We start from the raw sequence: 18436 nt of genomic DNA on the forward strand, positions 1-18436 counted from the left end.
ATAGACAATGCAGTTTTCAGCAAATCTTGGATTTCTCTGGAAAGAACTCTCCCTGCCCGATGCGATCTTAGCTGCTAAAAATGCAGGTTTCGCCGCCGTTGAATGTCATTGGCCCTATGATGTCCCTGCGGAAAAGGTCAAAGCAGCGTTGCAGGAGACTGGCCTCAAGATGCTCGGTCTGAACACCCGACGCGGCGATACGTCAGCTGGAGACAACGGCCTTGCCGCCATCCCGGGCCGGGTATCCGAAGCCCGTGCGGCCATTGAGGAAGCCATTGCCTATGCCAGCGAAATTGGCACGCCGAACGTCCACGTCATGGCCGGATTTGCGCAAGGCGATGAAGCGCGCGCGACTTTTCTGGACAATCTGCATTATGCCTGTGAGCTAGCCGCACAAAGCAATATTACAATCCTGATTGAACCGCTGAATCACTATGATGCGCCAGGCTATTTTCTTTCAACAACTCAGCAGGCCAGCGATCTGATTGCACTTGTTGGAAAAACCAACCTGAAACTGATGTTCGACTGTTATCATGTTCAGCTGATGGAAGGCGACCTTAGCCACCGCCTTGAAAAGCTCATGCCGCTGATCGGCCACATACAATTTGCATCGGTACCTGACCGAAGCGCGCCGGATCATGGCGAGGTCAATTACGAGTACATCTTCAAGCTGCTGAACAGCCTCTCCTACCCCAAGCCACTGGGCGCTGAGTATAAGCCTTCCGGCGATACCAGCGCTTCCCTCGGCTGGATGTCAGCGCTAAAGCATGCATGAAGACTCAGGATCCACATCTGAGACACAATGCCAGAAAAGAGCGATACGGGAGGCTTTCTTCAGCCTCACAAATGCCCTCCTAGAGGGACTCTTGATGGCGGGGAAATCGAATTTGCAGTGTCTTGTAGTGCAGGCAGAACTTCCGCGATAAGGCGTTCTGGCGTCCATTGAAGAGCAGAAACCGAACACTGAACTGCCGAATAGGCGCGCCCGTCCGATCCTTTGATGGGGATACCTATAGCCAGTTCATTAAGTATCATCTGGTTTCCTGCAATCGCATATCCATCTGATACTGCAGCTTCCACCAAGCCCCTGATTTCCCTGCGATCAAGCTCAGTATAGGGGGTGAATCGCTTTATTGGCCATGTCTCGATAGCATGCTGACGCTCATCCTCTGGAAAAGTTGCCAGCATAGCGCGCCCCGTTGTGGTAGACAGGGCTGGCAGCCGCCGTCCCGGCACTGTCGCGGCGAAATTTGTTCGCTTGCATGGCAAACGCGCCACATAAATGATGTGATCGCCAGACAGTTCGGTCAGATTGACGGATTCGCCCAACTTCTGTGACAAGTCTATCAGACTCGGCATTGCTTGACCGGTCAACGGGTCTGACCAGAAATAGGTGTAGGCAAGCTGCAACCAAGCATGAGACGGCCTGAATCGCTTGGTAACCGGATCCTTATCCAGCATTCCCTCAAGATGCAGAGTATTGGCCAGTCGCTGGGTGGCACTTTTATCAAGACCACTATGATGAACAAGCTCAGCGAGGGATAACTCGATGTTGGTTTCATTGAATACCCGCAGGAGCTTAAGCCCCTTGGCCAGAGATCCGACAAACAGCGTATTCTGCTTGGTTTTCATGCGACCCTCATTTTTAGGCACAAACACGTCCAAAACACTTGACGAGTCGATTTACAATTTGGTTAGTTAGATTATAGAAAAATATATAGTATTACAATATAATACTTCCAGTCTAAGTAAAATGCGCAGGACGCGTGCGCAGTACAGAGGGAAACGGCGAATGAAATCTACTCGTCTCAGAGCAGCACTAGCAGCAGCAACACTCCTCACGTCCGCAGGGGCAGCATGGGCAGACAAGGCCAACGACACCCTGAACGTGGCCTTCACCAAAGAACTTGAAAACGTTGACAGCTATTTCAATTCATCGCGCGAAGGCGTTGTTATGCAACGAGCGATCTGGGATGGATTGATCTACCGCGACCCGGCAACCAACGAATACAAGGGCAACCTGGCCACTGCGTGGGAATGGATTGACGACACCACCTTGGAATTCAAGCTGCGCGAAGGCGTGACATTCCACAACGGCGAGCCTTTCAACGCAGACGATGTGGTCTACACGGTCAATTACGTGGCTGATCCGGCCAATGGCGCAAAGACCCAGCGCAACGTCAACTGGATGAAGTCTGCTGAGAAGATCGACGACTACACAGTCCGGATCCATCTTAAGGACAAGTTCCCGGCTGCTATCGAATTCCTGTCCGGGCCCGTATCGATGTACCCGAATGAATATTACGCAGAAGCCGGCCCATCGGGCATGGGCTTGAAGCCAATCGGAACGGGTCCATACAAGGTCACCGAAGTTGTTCCAGGACAGCACTTCGTGCTGGAAGCAAACGAGGCCTATCATGACAGTCCAAAGGGCAAGCCGACCATCAAGAACATCGACATCCGCACGATTCCGGATGTAAACACGCAGATGGCTGAGCTGTTCAGTGGTTCACTCGACCTCATCTGGCAGGTCCCAGCAGACCTTGCGGAACGACTGGCCACTATGGAACAGTTCACGGTCTCCAATGAATCCACAATGCGCGTGGGCTATCTGGCCATGGATGCAGCGGGCCGCTCCGACCCGGAAACGCCTTTCAAGGACATTCGCGTCCGGCAGGCCGTCAACTATGCAATCGACCGTGAAACGCTCGTTGCTGCTTTGCTCAAGGGTAAAAGCCAGGTTGTCTGGACCCCATGTTTCCCAAGCCAGTTCGGCTGTGAACAGGACGTCAAGCATTACGACTACGACCCTGAAAAAGCCAAGAAACTCCTGGCTGAAGCCGGATATCCGGACGGGTTCACAACCGATTTCTACGCATATCGCAATCGGGATTATGCAGAAGCAATCACGCTTTATTTGAATGCTGTCGGCATCAAGACCAACTTCAAGATGCTGCAATATTCCGCATTGCGCGAACTCAACATGAAAGGTGAAGTTCCAATCACCTTCCAGACCTGGGGCAGCTATTCGATCAACGATGCCTCTGCGATGGTCAGCCAGTTCTTCAAACATGGCTCGCTCGACACGTCACGTGATGACGTCGTGCTTGCGGACCTCGACATCGCTGACAGCGCGACGGACCCGAAGGTTCGTGAAGAATACTACAGCAAGGCCATCAAGCGGATCGCGGATGAGGCTTACTGGGCTCCGATGTTCTCCTACAACACAAACTACGTGTTCAAGGACGAAGTCAACTACACGCCGACACCCGATGAGGTTCTGCGCTTTACAACGATGGCCTGGAATTAATCCAGTTCGGGCAGCGCTGAACGTTTCAGCTCTGCCCGATTTTCTTTGCTTGTATTGTAATACCTTCCTGTTCTCTGTCGAGAGACGGACACCGTCCTCACGTGCCTGGAGAAACGCGGTCGTGCTGCATTTTATTCTGAAAAGACTGCTTCTGGCTGTCCTGGTGGCTGGCACAGTCTCCTTCATAAGCTTTAGCCTGATGTTCTTGTCCGGTGACCCTGCCGCCGCTTTGGCCGGGGAAACCGCCAGCGGCGAGGACGTTGAAGCCATTCGCGTGCTTTATGGCTTTGATCGGCCCATGCTGGTGCAATATGCCGAGTGGCTTGGCGCAGCTGTAACCGGCGACTTCGGCGAGAGCTATTACTTCAAACTGCCAGTCGCTTCCCTGATCGCCGAACGACTCAGTGTGACTATGATCCTGGGCGTGTGCGGAATATCCTTTGCCTTGCTCACTGCGGTACCACTCGGGGTCATCGCGGCGATCCGCCCGAACTCTCTGATCGACCGGGCAGCCCTGTTCCTGTCGGTTGCCGGACAGGCCATGCCAAGCTTCTGGTTCGGGCTTATTCTGATTGTTGTATTTGCCATCAAGCTTGGATGGCTCCCCGCATCAGGGACCAGTAGCTGGCAAAATTTCGTCATGCCCACGATCGTGCTTGGCTATTACGCCATGCCCGCCATCATGCGCCTGACCCGTGCCGGAATGCTGGATGTTCTGTCATCAGAATACATTCGCACGGCACGTGCCAAGGGCGCATCGGAAGCACGGGTACTGTTCAAGCATGCCCTGCGCAATGCAATCATTCCGGTGGTCTCCCTGGCAGCCGTCCAGATGGGCTTCATGCTGGGTGGTTCCATCGTTGTGGAGTCGGTCTTCGCGCTTCACGGTGCTGGGTATCTGGCTTGGGAGAGCATTGGCCGCAACGACCTGCCGACAGTCCAGGCTCTGATCCTGATCTTCTCGATGTTCTACATCGTCTTTACTTTCCTTTCCGACGTGCTGAATGCATGGCTCGATCCACGTATGAGGAGCAGCTGACATGACGGATATGCAGTTAAACGATCCTCTTCTTGAGGAACACGTAGGGCCAACACCCCGCCAGTTACTGATCCGCCGGACTTTTGGTCATCAGGGGCTTATCATCGGCACGAGCATTGTCGCCCTGATGGTGCTGATCGCCATTTTCGCGCCGCTTCTTGCCCCCCATGATCCCTATGCCCAGAGCTTGATGTACCGCATGAAGCCACCGGTCTTTCTAGGTGGTACATGGGAATTCCCGCTCGGCACCGACCATCTTGGACGTGATTACCTGTCACGTCTGATTTACGGCGCAAGAGTGTCCTTGTTGATCGGTCTTGTTGCGGCCCTGATATCAGGCGTCATTGGCACCGCACTCGGAGTAGCTGCTGGCTACTTCGGCGGCAAAGTCGATGCTGTCGTGACATTCCTGATCAACGTTCGCCTTGCGATGCCGGTGGTGCTTGTCGCTCTGGCAGTCGTTGCCATCCTGGGCGGATCGCTTCAGGTTGTAATCTGTGTTCTGGGCTTGCTGCTCTGGGACAGGTTTGCCGTGGTGATGCGCGCATCAACACTCCAGATCCGCGGACGCGAGTATGTATCTGCTGCGCGCGCAATCGGAGCCTCGACGCCCCGGCTGATCCTGTCCGAGATCATGCCGAACATCGCCAACAACCTGATTGTGATCGTCACCCTTGAGATGGCCCATGCCATCCTTCTGGAAGCGGCCCTCTCCTTCCTGGGCCTTGGCGTTCAGCCACCAACCCCAAGCTGGGGACTGATGGTCAGCGAAGGCAAGCAGATGATGCTGTTTGAGCCCTGGCTGGTCCTTATCCCCGGAGTCGTTCTGTTTTTCCTCGTCCTGGCCATCAACTTGATGGGCGACGGATTGCGCGATGTCACTGCACCAGAGAACAGGAGCTGACCTATGGAAAAACCGCTTCTGAATGTTCGCAATCTGAAAATAGACATTCCCGTTGGCTCAGGCACATTGCACGCGGTCCGAGGCATCGACTTTGACCTCAAACGCGGCGAAACACTGTGCATTGTCGGCGAAAGCGGCTCCGGCAAGTCTCTGACATCTCTGGCCTTGATGGGTTTGCTGGGAAAAAACGTCCAGCGCTCTGCAGACCAGATGGAGTTCGATGGACAGGATCTGCTGACAATCGGCAAACGTGACCTGCGCAAATTGCGCGGCGGGCGCATGTCGATGATCTTTCAGGAACCGATGACGTCTCTTAACCCGGCCTATACGATTGGTGACCAGCTGATGGAAGCCTTGCTACTGCATCAGCCGGTCGGCCGAAAAGCTGCACGCGAGCGCGCCATCGAGCTGCTGGAAAAAGTCGGCATCACGGCTGCCGAGAGCCGATTGTCGCAATATCCGCACCAACTATCGGGTGGTCTGCGCCAACGGGTGATGATCGCCATGGCGCTGATGTGCGGCCCGGAGTTGATCATTGCGGATGAGCCGACAACCGCGCTTGACGTAACGATCCAGGCCCAGATCCTGCGCCTTTTGTCCGATCTCATACGCGAGTTCAACATGGCCATGATCCTGATCACCCATGATCTGGGTGTGGTGGCACGAGTCGCTGACAAGGTCGCGGTCATGTACGCAGGCGAACTGGTCGAGACTGGCCCTGCTGCAGAGATCTTCGCCAAGCCGAAACATCCCTACACGCGCGGATTGCTGAATTGCATTCCCCTGCCCGGCAAGACCGAACGCGGCAGCAAACTGGGCACCATTCCAGGCATCGTTCCCTCGCTGGTGGGCGACATTACAGGCTGCGCATTCCGCACCAGATGTGACCATGCCCATATGGATTGCCGTTCTGAGATCCCCCTTCATGCCGATGGCGTCCATGGCTTCCGGTGTATCCACCCAGATGGCGGCAAAGAGGCACAGGCATGAGCGATCAGACCAAACCCATTTTGGAACTCAAGGACGTCAGCAAGACCTACCGGGTCAAGCAGGGTCTATTCGGCCGCGCCAAACCTCTCACTGCCGTCAATCAGGTCTCCTTGTCGCTGAAACGCGGCGAGGTTCTAGGACTTGTCGGGGAATCTGGTTGCGGCAAGTCCACATTGTCCAAAATCCTGCTCGGACTGGAAGCGCCCACTGCCGGACAAGTGCTTGTTGACGGCGAGGACATCGGTTCACAGGATCGCTTGAGTCTGGCACGACGGATCCAGCCGATCTTTCAGGATCCCTATTCGTCTCTCAATCCGCGCAAACGCATTGCCGACGTCATTGCGCTGCCATTGGTCGTCCACGGCATCGGAGATCATGCCTCTCAAATGCAGGAAGTCCGCAAGATGCTCGACATCGTTGGCTTGCCGGCCCGCGTGATGGAGTCTTATCCGAGCCAGATGTCCGGCGGACAACGTCAGCGCGTCGCGATTGCCCGGGCCCTGATCATGAAACCGGAAATCGTGATCTGCGATGAACCGACGTCCGCACTGGACGTTTCAGTCCAAAGCCAGATCCTCAACCTTCTGGGCGATCTGCGTCAAGAATTCGGGCTGACGTATCTCTTCATCAGTCACAATCTTGCCGTGGTCGAGCATCTCGCCACCCGCGTTGCTGTGATGTATCTGGGCCGGATTGTTGAAGAAGCCAATGTTGGCGGGCTGTTCGATACCCCTGGCCATCCCTACACAAAAGCATTGCTCAAATCGGTTCTGACACCGGAGCCCGGTCTAGGTGTGCCAGATACTCAGTTGGGCATGGCTTATCCTAACCCGATTGATCCCCCTTCCGGCTGCCATTTCCATCCCCGTTGTCCAAAGGTGATGGACAATTGCAAGACCCTCGCCCCCGATCAGGTGGCAACCCCAGAAGGTCATGTTGAATGCCATCTCTTTACTTCCAAGGAGACTTCCCAAAACGTTTCCAATCCAGCCATGCCCAATTAAGGCAAAGCAATATGAACACCATAAGCCATGCATAATATCTCCGCCCTGTCGAATACACAGACCACCCGTAAGACCGTGGTCGAGACGGAACATGGCGTTGTCGCCGCTCAAAACAGCATTGCCGCTCATGTCGGTGCGGAAGTGCTTGCAGCAGGCGGCGATGCCGTTGATGCAGCTGTTGCAACGTCCTTTGCGATTGGCGTCGTGGAGCCTTGGATGAGCGGTCCTGCGGCTGGGGGGGCCATGATGCTCTGGCGTGCAGACGCCCAAAAAGCCATTGCCCTGAACCATGGCATGAAGTCACCGGAAGAACTTGATCCGGCCAATTATCCGCTGACCGGCGCTGGCAAGGCCAGCGATCTCTTCCCCTGGGAACAGGTCGTGGACGATAGAAACGTTCAGGGTGCGACTGCCATTGCCGTACCGGGCACGGTCGACGGGTTGGGCCAGGTTCATCAGCGCTTCGGCCGGATGCCATGGGCAGAGCTGTTGCAGCCAGCCATTGAATGCGCCCAAAAGGGCACGCTGGTCGACTGGTATGCCGCTCTCCTGATTGCATCGACGACACGGCAACTGGCCAAGGACCCGGATGCTGCAGCCCTGTTTCTGGAAGACGGCCAATGGCCGACCATATCTGGCTGGACCGCGCTTGCCGAAAAGCGCCTCGACCAAAGCCGGATGGCAGACAGTCTTGAGCAGATCGCCCGCAATGGCGCTCGCGAACTCTATGACGGCGACGTTGGCGCTGCGATGGTGGCAGATGTGCGCGCAAAAGGCGGCGCTCTGTCGCGCCGAGACCTGCAAGCCTACAATGCTGAGTTCCACGATGCCTTGAGCTTTGCCTATCGCGGTGGACATATGCATGCCGTTCCCGGCCTCACCGGCGGACCAACGCTGCAGGCAACCTTGAATGAATTGTCGAAAAGGCAACCGGAACTTTCGAAAGCCCCTGGGCCAACAGACTACACTGCCTATGCCGCAGCACTGAAAGCTGCCTATGCACAACGGTTTGCCTCCATGGGAGACCCCGGCGAGAGTCCGGATGCGCCAGGCTGCACAACGCATTTTTCCGTTGTTGACCGCCAAGGCAACATGGTGTCTCAGACTCAGACATTGCTGTCCATCTTCGGCTCCCGCGTTGTGTCTCCCTCCACCGGTTTCCTGATGAACAATGGCATCATGTGGTTCGATCCGGTCGCAGGACAACCCAATTCCCTTGGGCCGGACAAACGCTGCCTGATGAATGTCTGCCCGGCGATTGGCGAGATCGGCGACACCCGCTTTGCCTTTGGGGCTTCAGGCGGTCGCAAGATCGTCTCGGCGGTTGCGCAGATGTCATCGTTTGTGATGGACTTCAACATGGATCTGGAGGCCGCCTTCCATCAGCCCCGCATTGATATGTCAGGCGGGCCGCTGGTGGTCGCAGATGAAACTCTCCCCAACGACGTCATCGATGCTCTATCGCGGGACCACGACGTGCGCCGCGTACCGCGTACAGTTTTTCCCTATGCCTTCGCCTGCCCGGCTGGCGTCATGCGGCGCGGGTCGTTGAACTCAGGCTGCACCGAAATCATGTCGCCATGGGGCGACGCTGTTTCTGAAACAGACACATTAGACAGGTAATTTCATGACCCGCGATGTTGCGATTGAGTTTGCGTCGTCCTATTTCGACAAAGGTGACTTTCAGAGCGAACTTGCAGCCCTGATTGCCTTTGAAACCGAAAGCCAAAACCCGGATCAAATCGCTGAACTTCAGCGCTATCTGGACGAGGCAATGATGCCCCGTCTGGCATCTGCCGGATACACCTGTGAGATATTCCCAAACCCGGATCCATGTGGCGGTCCGCTTCTGATTGGCGAACGGCACGAAGGTGATGACCTGCCCACCGTCCTGACCTATGGCCACGGCGACGTCATCCGCTCTCAGACAGACCAGTGGCGTGAAGGCCTGCACCCTTTCAAACTTGTGGAAGAAGGCGACCGGCTTTATGGCCGTGGCACCGCCGACAACAAGGGTCAGCACCTGATCAATATTGCCGCGATTGAGGCCGTCATTGCCGCACGTGGCAAACTCGGTTTCAACAGTCGCTTTGTCATCGAGATGAGCGAAGAAGTCGGGTCATCCGGCCTCGCAGAATTCTTTGAGGCCAACAAGGATCGGCTCTCAGCTGATGTGTTGATTGCTTCCGACGGACCAAGACTGCAACCAGAAACGCCGACCATGTTCATGGGATCAAGAGGCGGCATCACCTTTGACCTTTCCGTCAACCTGCGCGAAGGCGCTCATCACTCCGGCAACTGGGGCGGGCTTCTGTCTGACCCGGCTATGATCCTGGTCCACGCCCTGGCGACCATCACCGATGCACGTGGACAGATCAACATACCCGAGTGGCGTCCGAACAGCCTGACACCGGATGTCAAAGCAGCCCTCAAAGGCCTGCCAATCGAAAGCGAAGGCGGACCGGCTATCGATCCGAACTGGGGCGAGGAAAGCCTGACCTCGGTCGAGCGCGCCTATGGCTGGAACAGCTTTGCCATTCTGGCCATGACAAGCGGCGTGCCGGAAGCGCCTGTTAACGCGATTTCGGCCAAGGCAAACGCCACATGCCAGCTACGCTATGTTGTCGGAACGCCCCCAGAGGATATCCTCCCGTCCCTGCGCCGTCATCTGGATGCAAATGGCTTTGAGGCGGTCGAGATCACACCGCATGATCGTGGGTTCTTCCGGGCGACACGCCTGTCACCAGATCATCCCTGGGTGCAATTCGTTCACACATCTCTGACGAAAACTGCTGGCAAACCACCCCACGTACTGCCAAATCTCGCCGGGTCCCTGCCAAATGACAGCTTCAGCGATATTCTTGGCCTGCCAACAGTCTGGGTGCCTCATTCCTATCGGGCTTGTTCCCAGCATGCACCAAATGAACACGCCCTGAAATCGGGCAGCCGAAATGCACTGCAGGTCATGGCCGGCCTGTTTTGGGACATTGGGGCTGGTGAAACACCAAAAGCTTAATTGTGCAAGAACGCGCGCCAGGATCGACAGCCTTTCAAGACAGGACAACCACGTGACCAGCCCTCTTCAGCCCAAGCCGACTGATCCCGCAGACTTTGGCGCGGCTGAAGCCCGCGCTCTGATTGCCAGAAAACAGCTTTCCCCGGTGGAGTTGGCGGACGCCTGTATCCGCCGGGTGGAACAGGTTGATCACGCCGTGAACGCTCTTGTCGCGCGCGATTTTGAAGACCTGAACACCAACAGCAAGGCCGCCGAAGCTGCTGTCATGCGCGGCGATAATCTTGGCCTACTTCACGGCCTACCCATTGGCATCAAGGACATGATCGACGTCAAAGGTCTGCCGACCACCTATGGTTCGCTGATCTTTCGCGACAACATCGCCGCACAAGATGACCCGATGGTCACCGGCCTCAGAGCCGCCGGGGCAATGCCCATGGGAAAGACCAACAATCCGGAGTGGAGCGCGGGCGCCAACACCGTCAATCGGGTCTATGGGGCAACGGCCAACCCTCATGACCTGACCCGCAGCAGCGCAGGTTCGTCAGGAGGGTCCGCGGCAGCACTCGCCTGCGGCATGATGCCTTTGGCCAGCGGATCAGACCTCGGGGGTTCTTTGCGAAACCCGGCAGCCTTTTGCGGCGTCGTCGGCTATCGTCCGAGCTTCGGCGTGGTGCCAGGACCGGCCCGCCCCATGGCCTTGCTGCCCCTGAGTACCGTTGGACCCATGGCCAGATCGGTCAAGGACGCAAGCCTGCTCCTGTCGGTCATGGCCCGCGCCGACAACCGGGATCCCTTTACAGCAGTTGTCGACGGCAAGACCACATGGTCACCGTCAAGCTTTGCCCATCTGCCGCCCTGCGATCTGTCATCGCTCAAAATGGCTGCAACAGAAGACTTCGGCTTTGCCCCGACTGAGGGCATGATCCGCAAACACTTTGCCAGCATATTGCCGAAGATTACGCCGTTTTTTGCAAGAACGGAGATGACAAGCCCTGACTGCACCGGCGCAGATCGCATTTTCTCTGTGCTCAGAGCCATCGGGTTTGTCGGCACACACGCCAAATTCCTGGATGAACAGCCTGATCTGGTCGGAGAGAATGTTGCGCAGAATGTCCGCGAAGGACGGTCCTACACAGCAGACGACATCGCCCAGGCTCTGGTGATGCACGGTGGCTACCAACGCGCCTGGAATGCGTTTTTCGCTCAGCACGACTATCTGCTGACACCGGCTGTCACCATCAGCCCGCGCGACTGGCACGAACTCTATCCGACCCAGATCGACGGGGTTGCGACCAAGAGCTACTATCATTGGCTCGGGCTTGCCTATGCCTCGACCCTGGCCGGACACCCCTCCATCACCATTCCCTGTGGACGGGATGCAAACGGGATGCCCTTCGGCCTGCAAATCATTGGCCAGCGGAACAATGACCTCGGCGTCCTCAGCGTTGCCGCAGAAATCGAAGCACTCATTGCGGGCACCCCGGACCTGGCTGTGAGCGGCCCGGACATCCAGACCCTCCGCAACGCCCCGCCCCTGCGCGATGCACCCGGCTTTTTGACGGTCGGATAAGCAGCAGCACGTAAGGCCAGAACGTTCTGCGCTCTGGCCTTTGCCATTAAAAATTTTGTAAAAAGTGGTGACCCCGACAGGACTGCTAACACCACTGAAAATAAAGGGTTTTTTGCTCCCCGCACCTATGAAATTTTTGGATTTTGGCTATTTGAAATCATTGAGAAATTTAGCCACCTCCCCGCACCTAAACAGGCAATTGCGAACGCATAACGCCGATCACCCACCCGCATTTGGGCAGCTTCCGGTCGAAGTCTATGCGATCCGCGTGAACGGATAAGGAAAGAAATTGAGCCGAGCGGAGCCGGATTCGAATCGGAGTTCCCTCGATGTTCATTGGAGTGCGCAAACCAACTGCACCACCCGCTGATAATCCCGAAGGATCAGAGCGCTAAACAATAATGCGCATTTAAATACGCACATCCCTTGCCTTTGATGCGCAAAGTGCGTATTATTATACACATCAAATGGAGCGGAAACGATGGAAACCAACAGCAGAAAGATCCTCAAGAAGCTTGAAAAAGATGGCTTTGAGCTGGTCAAGGTTGTTGGTTCACATCACAAGTTCAAAAAGGGAAACCTGATCGTAACGGTCCCTCATCCCAAAAAGGACTTGCCGCTCGGAACCGTCCGCAGCATCTACCGGCAAGCCGGTTGGCTCTAACAGGAGTAATTGACATGCATGTTTATATTGGCTTGGTGCATCAGGAAGGCGATAGCGCCTATGGCATTCAGTTTCCGGACGTGCCCGGCTGCTTCTCTGCATCGGATGATCTGGATACCCTGGTTGTCAAGGCAAGCGAGGCGCTCGCCCTCCACCTTGAAGACGAAGACCTTCCCCATGCACGCGAACTTGCCGAGGTCAGAAAAGATCCGGAAGTCCTAGCCGAACTTGCAAAAGGGGCTTTCCTTATTCTTACCCCGCTGGTGCGCCTCACCGGACGGAGCCAGCGGGCCAACATCACCATTGACGCCGGGCTGCTTTCTGCAATCGACAAAACAGCCACCGACCGTGGGCTGACCCGCTCTGCCTATCTGGCAGACCTTGCCAGAACAGACATTACATACGGATAGTCTGAAATCGCACGATAATGCACATAATTAGAGGGAGTGAAGTTCTGAAATCAAAAATTGCAACCACCATCATAGCCGGGAACCTTGAAGCTTAAAAGGCAGATCTTGAGAAAGCCCTTAAGGAAGTGCCCCGCGCTGTTGACGCAATTTCACACGGAAAAAGAAGCTGAGCCTTCCCCTTTGAATTGGTCCCCCTGTGTTTAGGAAAACGGAGGACCAGAGATGGCGGTTAAGAGACCGAAGCCAAAAGGTGTTATAGCCCTTAGGTCATTGCTGAGACCGTCAGAGATTAGATCAAAGCCGTTGGGGCCAAAACGGCATACATCTAGCTAAGGTTGTCCTAGGAGAACGAATACTGCGAGAGCTTCAATGGGAGGATGCGGGATGAAAAACTGAACGGGCGAAGTCTTCTATTCGGTACGCGAGGCCCAGATAATCATCCTTTCAAGCTGGACCAATAATGTTGAGCTGCTCATAGCCTCTCTCATTTGAAAAGTATCGTCATCCATAAATCGATCAACATTTCCAGTTACTTGCGGATTGACAACAACAGGCAAAAACATAAACAACGCGAAGGCCAATTAGACTGCCCTATAAAAATTTACTGCGTCCTTTTACATAAATTCCACAATAATTTGAAAAAATCACTTTTTAGTGTAATACTTATTATTACAATTTTAAATTTAATGGAGTTAAATTTATGATTATACCATCACCACCAGCAAGTGTAGATTTTAACGGCACATGGGAAAATGGCCTTGGCTCTGAAATGGATCTGGTCGTTAATGTCAATCTCCTGTCAGGCGAATACAGGACAAACGTAGGTCTCCCAGCGCCTAGTGAAGAATTCGATCTTACTGGTTTTGTAACTGGAGACTTAATAACATTTACAGTCAATTTTGGGCGCTATGGTTCCTTGACAACTTGGGCTGGGCAACAAACGGAAACCAGCACAGGTCAAGTTGAAATCAAGACACTTTGGTATCTAACAAAGAATGTGCCTGATAGCCGTGAGCCAAACGAATTATGGTCTTCCATTTTAGCGGGCGCGGGCACCTTTACGAGACCATAGTCTTATCCTCCAAGGGAATCTCTTCCGTCATGCTGGCGGAGAAAGGCCGGATAGTCCGGAGCGTTTGCGCGCTCCGGATCCCTCGTTACTGAGGAATTTCAGAAATGTGTTTGACCTGGGAAAACATTCCAGCCGGGTCACGATTGAATGCGTCCGGTCAGAAAGAATGCAGCGTGCTTGCCATGGCAACGGGCGCACGCAATGCGCGGATGTCTATGTTGAAGTGAGGTCTGATTATCCGGGCGGCAACGACGCGTGGGTGGAACAAGCGCATCGACATATTCGATTAGGGAAGCTTCCCTTGGTTCTTCAGATTTTGTTCGAGGTTTGACCGCATAAATTGAGTATTTGGATGCGCCTCACCCAGCACCCGTTCGAGAATTTCAAGACCCTTGCGGAAAAGCGGCTCGGCATCGGAATAAAAGCCCTGAGCATTCAGATTGGAGGCCACGTTGTTGTAGCTGCTCGCCGTTGAAGGATGATCCTCACCCAGAACACGCGCGCGGATCTCAAGACCCTTCCGGTAAAGCGGCTCGGCATCGGAATAAAGGCCCTGAGCATTCAGATTGTAGGCCACGTTGTTGTAGCTGGTCGCCGTATCAGGATGATCCTCCCCCAGAACACGCGCGCTGATATCAAGACCCTTCCGGTAAAGCGGCTCGGCATCGGAATAAAGGCCCTGATCATCAAGGTTCGAGGCCACGTTGTTGTAGCTGGTCGCCGTATCAGGATGATCCTCACCCAGAACACGCGCGCGGATCTCAAGACCCTTGCGGAAAAGCGGCTCGGCATCGGAATAAAGGCCCTGAGCATTCAGATTGTAGGCCACGTTGTTGTAGCTGCTCGCCGTATCAGGATGATCCTCACCCATAACACGCGCGCGGATCTCAAGACCCTTGCGGTAAAGCGGCTCGGCATCGGAATAAAGGCCCTGATCATCAAGGTTCGAGGCCACGTTGTTGTAACTGGTCGCCGTATCAGGATGATCCTCCCCCAGAACACGCTCGAATATTTCAAGACCCTTGCGGAAAAGCGGCTCGGCATCGGAATAAAGGCCCTGAGCATTCAGATTGTAGGCCACGTTGTTGTAGCTGCTCGCCGTATCAGGATGATCCTCACCCAGAACACGCGCGCGGATCTCAAGACCCTTGCGGAAAAGCGGCTCGGCATCAGAATAAAGGCCCTGAGCATTCAGATTAGCGGCCAAGTTGTTGTAGCTGATCGCCGTTGAAGGATGATCCTCCCCAAGAACACGCGCGCTGATCTCAAGAACCTTGCGGAAAAGCGGCTCGGCATCGGAATAAAGGCCCTGAGCATCAAGATTAGCGGCCACGTTGTCGTAGCTGATCGCCGTTGAAGGATGATCCTCGCCAAATACGTCACGCAAGCAGCCAAGTTGCTGTCTATAGAGCTTAACTGCTGAACTAAAGTTGAAGGTTACCAATGCAAGTTCGGCGCGCTTGGCTAAAATCAAGGCCCGGTTTTCCTTGTCCCGCTTGAGTTGCTCATCCCGTTCTTCGATGATCTCCATATAACGAGCATCGGCCTGGGCGAGCGCAGTGTCTGCGTCATCAAGGGAAAAACCAGCCCCCAAGGCAAGCGCAGCATCGGCCTTTTGCAACAGGGGCAGGATTTCGGGGGCTTCATTGGCGAGCGAACTCAAATCTCCCATGCTGCTCCGCAGATCTGTCAATCGCTCGTAAGACTTTTCGAGGTCTTGCAGAAGATCGTCGCGAGAAACCCGCTTTTCCAGAATAAACGTCAGCAACGCAATCAAGTCGGACTCGGTCGCATGCAATGTTCTCTGGGCAATAGTCAGCTCGGCCGCATATTCCTCTCGAATTGCACGTGTATCTTCGCGAATAGCGCTGGTATCGGCTTTTAATTCTGCTTGTCCTTCCAATACACCCCGCCAAAGATCCGGTGCGATTGTGGAGAGGTAATCCGGACTTTCAGTCAAAATCTGATAAGTTTGGAATGTCAGCGTGAAGAGAAAATCACGGGCTAATCTCGCCGTTGGATTGGCTGGATCACGGTCAGCATAAAGCTCTGGCCGAATGTTTTCTGCGCGCTGAAGCACCAGGTGGGCGACTGCGCTTGCATCCAGCTGTTTTCCGACAATATCCCCAGCGCTTGGCTTGCATTGCAGCGCAACCTCTTCGAACGAGGCAACCGCATTTACAAGATCTCCTTCACTTGTTCCGGAGGACTGTTCGACCCAGCCGCGCCACTCGCTTTCAACACGCTTTGCAATGTGTGTTGAAAGATGTTGAGCATCCTGCTGACGTTTACCGCGCAGGTGGCTCAGCAGCCCTCCCCCCGCGACCAGTGCAACCAACCCACCTGGCGCAACTGTAGCGCCCAAACCTGCAGCACCAGCAACCGACGTTCCGACAAGGATTGTTACAAATTTCTCAAGGCAAGTTTTATCTTTGAACAACAGCTATCCACCCCAAACTCTATGCTCGCCAGAGTAGCGGTTGGTGCAATCTCTTCAAGAGGTATTTTGCTACCGATCCCTCCCTCGCCAGATCCCGAGCACCTCCCGCGCAGCGCTTGCCGGATCCCTTGAGGCCCGGAGGATGAAGATGGCGATATTCCGGCCAGTCATGGCCAAAATACCGGCCATGCCATAGGCCCAGGTGTCGGACAGGGCCAGCAATTCCCGTACAGGTTCCCCGAACACCAGAGCCGCAAGCCCGCCCACAAAGAACGCTTGCCCCCGCTGGCGAACCGTCAGATCCTTTGGCAGGCTTGCCCCTATGAAGGCGAAGGCCGCGATCACCAGAACGCGGCCCGAGACTTGGTCTTGCATCCATTCAAGATAATCCCGCATCACGGCCTCGCCAGTTCAGTGTCTAGTGTTTCATAAAAGCTCTGCCACCCTGCCCGTCTGGCCTCGCAGGCAGCCAAAGCCGCCCGGTGCCTCAGGGCATCGCGCCCCTTGTCTCCGGTCAGGCCCGGGTCAGGGCACGGCACCAAGAGGTCAGTTTCCGGCTGAGGAAGATCCACCAGTGCTGCCGACCCGGATGTTTTGCATCCGGGCAATGTAATCAGCGTCAGCAGGGCAAGCGACAGCCGCGCCAGCCGCCAGGGCATCCGTGTATTCATCCTGCATCTCCTGGAGTGATTGCATCTGTTTGGATCGCGCCAACGCATCAGCCTGCGCCGATTGCATCGCCCGTTTGTAAGCAAGGGCTCTGCGGGACAGCTCCGCAGCCTCCTGCCGCATTTGCCGCAAGTCCTGTTCCCGGTCGTGGTGCAGCGCAGAGAAGTGCCAGGCGGACACCACCAGCGCCACCGCCACCAGTGCCTCAGACAGGAAGCGCGGCACCTCCGGTCGCCATCGCGCCAGAAAGAACACAACAGCCGCCACAAGCCCGCCATAGGCCAGCAGCGTTGTAACGCCCATGCCCACCAACAAAACCAACGCCTCAATCATTGGCGAAGCCTTCCGGTGGCAAATGATCAGGCCCGCCATGCGGACGGCCCCACCTGCCCTGTTTGGTTGCCGCATCCAGCCCAAAGGCCGCCGCAGCAAAGCCGATGAACGGCAAGGCGAACAACGATGCCCATTCAAGCGCGCCGGTACCGCCGCCAGACAGCAGATCGAAAATAGCCAGGAACAACAGAAAGAAGATCATCAACAGCGCGGTTTCCCGCTTCCATGTTTTTTGTGGGGGTGTCTTTTGCGTAAGTGTTTTTTGCATCGCCTAAAGCCCCGCTGCCTGGACATGCATCCAGTCGAAATCACGCGCCTGGCCAAGAGAGGTCCAGCCCTCGTCCTGCCAGATTTTCCAAAAGCGATCCGCGTCGGCACAAGACAGCCGCGCCTTTGGCCGACGCCAGCGAAGCTGGTTCCGGACAGGATCCCAATCGATTGCAATGCCCCAGGAATGCATCGAATAGGCATTGCCGCCCCGCATCCTGCGGACGTTCAACGAGCCACCAAACAAGTGCAGACCAAGTTGGCGGATCTGCTCGTCCGAATAGGTCTGCTTGATCCGGGCGAAGATCCGCTCCGCAGAGGGCGCGACAAGCTCATGCAACGTCATGCCGCTGACCTGAACATTCGTGTCCCAGGCGAGAAACAAATCCCAGGGCACTTTGACCTTGACCTGCCGGGTGCCGACCTCGCCAAAAACCTTTCGTACGTCCCGTTGGCGTGGCCAGGTACGCCTGTCGGTGTCTGTTCTCAAATCGGGAGATCGATTTGGCAGACGTGCCTTTTCGGCATCGGAAAGGACAGAGCTTGATGTGCGGAGCGCTGCCACCACCGCATCATCTGCCGTGCCATCAACCGGCAGTCCGTGCCGCCGCTCGAAGGCCTTTATGGCCCGAACCGTCGCATTGCCAATCACGCCATCAATCGGCCCGCAGGCATAGCCATGCGCCGTCAGTCGGCTTTGCAGCCACTGTTCAAACTTCATATTGTCCTCGCTGAAGTATGTGCCGGT

The 18436-nt window shown here is 55.5% G+C and carries 18 protein-coding genes and 1 pseudogene; 13 read left to right on the plus strand and 6 right to left on the minus strand.

The annotated features are described in order from the left end of the window. Nucleotides 1-7 precede the first annotated feature (7 nt). A complete protein-coding gene (locus V6575_RS10000) occupies nt 8-775 on the plus strand; it encodes a hydroxypyruvate isomerase family protein (RefSeq protein ID WP_340274168.1) in 768 nt (255 codons plus the stop codon). Nucleotides 776-840: 65 nt separating this feature from the next. Here the strand turns inward: V6575_RS10000 and V6575_RS10005 are convergent, their stop codons facing one another. Beyond that, nucleotides 841-1632, minus strand: coding sequence for an IclR family transcriptional regulator (locus V6575_RS10005; RefSeq protein ID WP_340274169.1), 792 nt, complete (start codon nt 1630-1632; stop codon nt 841-843). Between the two features lie 160 nt (nt 1633-1792). Here V6575_RS10005 and V6575_RS10010 point away from each other — a divergent pair, with 160 nt between their 5' ends. The 12 genes and pseudogenes from V6575_RS10010 to V6575_RS10065 all read left to right on the plus strand — a co-directional run bounded on the left by V6575_RS10010 (nt 1793) and on the right by V6575_RS10065 (nt 13979). Further along, on the plus strand, nt 1793-3310 hold the full coding sequence (locus V6575_RS10010; protein WP_340274170.1) for an ABC transporter substrate-binding protein: 1518 nt from the start codon (nt 1793-1795) through the stop codon (nt 3308-3310). Between the two features lie 121 nt (nt 3311-3431). After that, the gene (locus tag V6575_RS10015) at nt 3432-4349 is read left to right on the plus strand and encodes an ABC transporter permease (RefSeq protein ID WP_340274171.1); all 918 of its coding nucleotides are present in this window, start codon (nt 3432-3434) and stop codon (nt 4347-4349) included. Between the two features lies 1 nt (nt 4350). Next, a complete protein-coding gene (locus tag V6575_RS10020; protein WP_422785554.1) occupies nt 4351-5253 on the plus strand; it encodes an ABC transporter permease in 903 nt (300 codons plus the stop codon). 3 nt (nt 5254-5256) lie between these two features. Next, the gene (locus V6575_RS10025) at nt 5257-6243 is read left to right on the plus strand and encodes an ABC transporter ATP-binding protein (protein WP_340274172.1); all 987 of its coding nucleotides are present in this window, start codon (nt 5257-5259) and stop codon (nt 6241-6243) included. After that, complete coding sequence (locus V6575_RS10030) at nt 6240-7247, plus strand: ABC transporter ATP-binding protein (RefSeq protein WP_340274173.1); 1008 nt, start codon at nt 6240-6242, stop codon at nt 7245-7247. The genes V6575_RS10025 and V6575_RS10030 overlap by 4 nt, the downstream gene beginning before the upstream one ends. 27 nt (nt 7248-7274) lie before the next feature. Beyond that, on the plus strand, nt 7275-8870 hold the full coding sequence (locus V6575_RS10035) for a gamma-glutamyltransferase (protein WP_340274174.1): 1596 nt from the start codon (nt 7275-7277) through the stop codon (nt 8868-8870). 4 nt (nt 8871-8874) lie between these two features. Further along, a complete protein-coding gene (locus V6575_RS10040; RefSeq protein ID WP_340274175.1) occupies nt 8875-10263 on the plus strand; it encodes a M20 family metallopeptidase in 1389 nt (462 codons plus the stop codon). A 52-nt stretch (nt 10264-10315) separates the two neighbouring features. Continuing rightward, the gene (locus V6575_RS10045; RefSeq protein WP_340274176.1) at nt 10316-11833 is read left to right on the plus strand and encodes an amidase; all 1518 of its coding nucleotides are present in this window, start codon (nt 10316-10318) and stop codon (nt 11831-11833) included. Between the two features lie 481 nt (nt 11834-12314). After that, the gene (locus tag V6575_RS10050) at nt 12315-12497 is read left to right on the plus strand and encodes a type II toxin-antitoxin system HicA family toxin (RefSeq protein ID WP_340274177.1); all 183 of its coding nucleotides are present in this window, start codon (nt 12315-12317) and stop codon (nt 12495-12497) included. A gap of 14 nt (nt 12498-12511) precedes the next feature. Continuing rightward, nucleotides 12512-12907 carry a type II toxin-antitoxin system HicB family antitoxin gene (locus tag V6575_RS10055; protein WP_340274178.1) on the plus strand — a complete coding sequence of 132 codons (396 nt, stop codon included), beginning with the start codon at nt 12512-12514 and terminating at the stop codon, nt 12905-12907. Between the two features lie 344 nt (nt 12908-13251). After that, a pseudogene (locus tag V6575_RS23325) lies at nt 13252-13348 on the plus strand (integrase core domain-containing protein); the annotation flags it as partial. A 259-nt stretch (nt 13349-13607) separates the two neighbouring features. After that, nucleotides 13608-13979, plus strand: a complete 372-nt coding sequence (locus V6575_RS10065; protein WP_340274179.1) for an avidin/streptavidin family protein — start codon at nt 13608-13610, stop codon at nt 13977-13979. A 286-nt stretch (nt 13980-14265) separates the two neighbouring features. Here V6575_RS10065 and V6575_RS10070 read toward each other — a convergent pair whose 3' ends face one another. The 5 genes from V6575_RS10070 to V6575_RS10090 all read right to left on the minus strand — a co-directional run bounded on the left by V6575_RS10070 (nt 14266) and on the right by V6575_RS10090 (nt 18409). Further along, nucleotides 14266-16419, minus strand: coding sequence for a tetratricopeptide repeat protein (locus V6575_RS10070; protein WP_340274180.1), 2154 nt, complete (start codon nt 16417-16419; stop codon nt 14266-14268). 69 nt (nt 16420-16488) lie between these two features. Beyond that, nucleotides 16489-16815 (minus strand): hypothetical protein, encoded by a 327-nt coding sequence (locus V6575_RS10075; protein ID WP_340274181.1) that lies wholly within the window; start codon nt 16813-16815, stop codon nt 16489-16491. 150 nt (nt 16816-16965) lie between these two features. Beyond that, on the minus strand, nt 16966-17421 hold the full coding sequence (locus V6575_RS10080; RefSeq protein ID WP_340274182.1) for a hypothetical protein: 456 nt from the start codon (nt 17419-17421) through the stop codon (nt 16966-16968). After that, on the minus strand, nt 17414-17689 hold the full coding sequence (locus V6575_RS10085) for a hypothetical protein (protein ID WP_340274183.1): 276 nt from the start codon (nt 17687-17689) through the stop codon (nt 17414-17416). Before V6575_RS10085 ends, V6575_RS10080 begins: the two co-directional genes overlap by 8 nt. A 3-nt stretch (nt 17690-17692) precedes the next feature. Then, nucleotides 17693-18409, minus strand: a complete 717-nt coding sequence (locus V6575_RS10090) for a peptidoglycan-binding protein (protein WP_340274184.1) — start codon at nt 18407-18409, stop codon at nt 17693-17695. Nucleotides 18410-18436: the final 27 nt, after the last annotated feature.

The organism is Roseibium algae (assembly GCF_037783265.1).
Lineage (GTDB): Bacteria > Pseudomonadota > Alphaproteobacteria > Rhizobiales > Stappiaceae > Roseibium > Roseibium algae.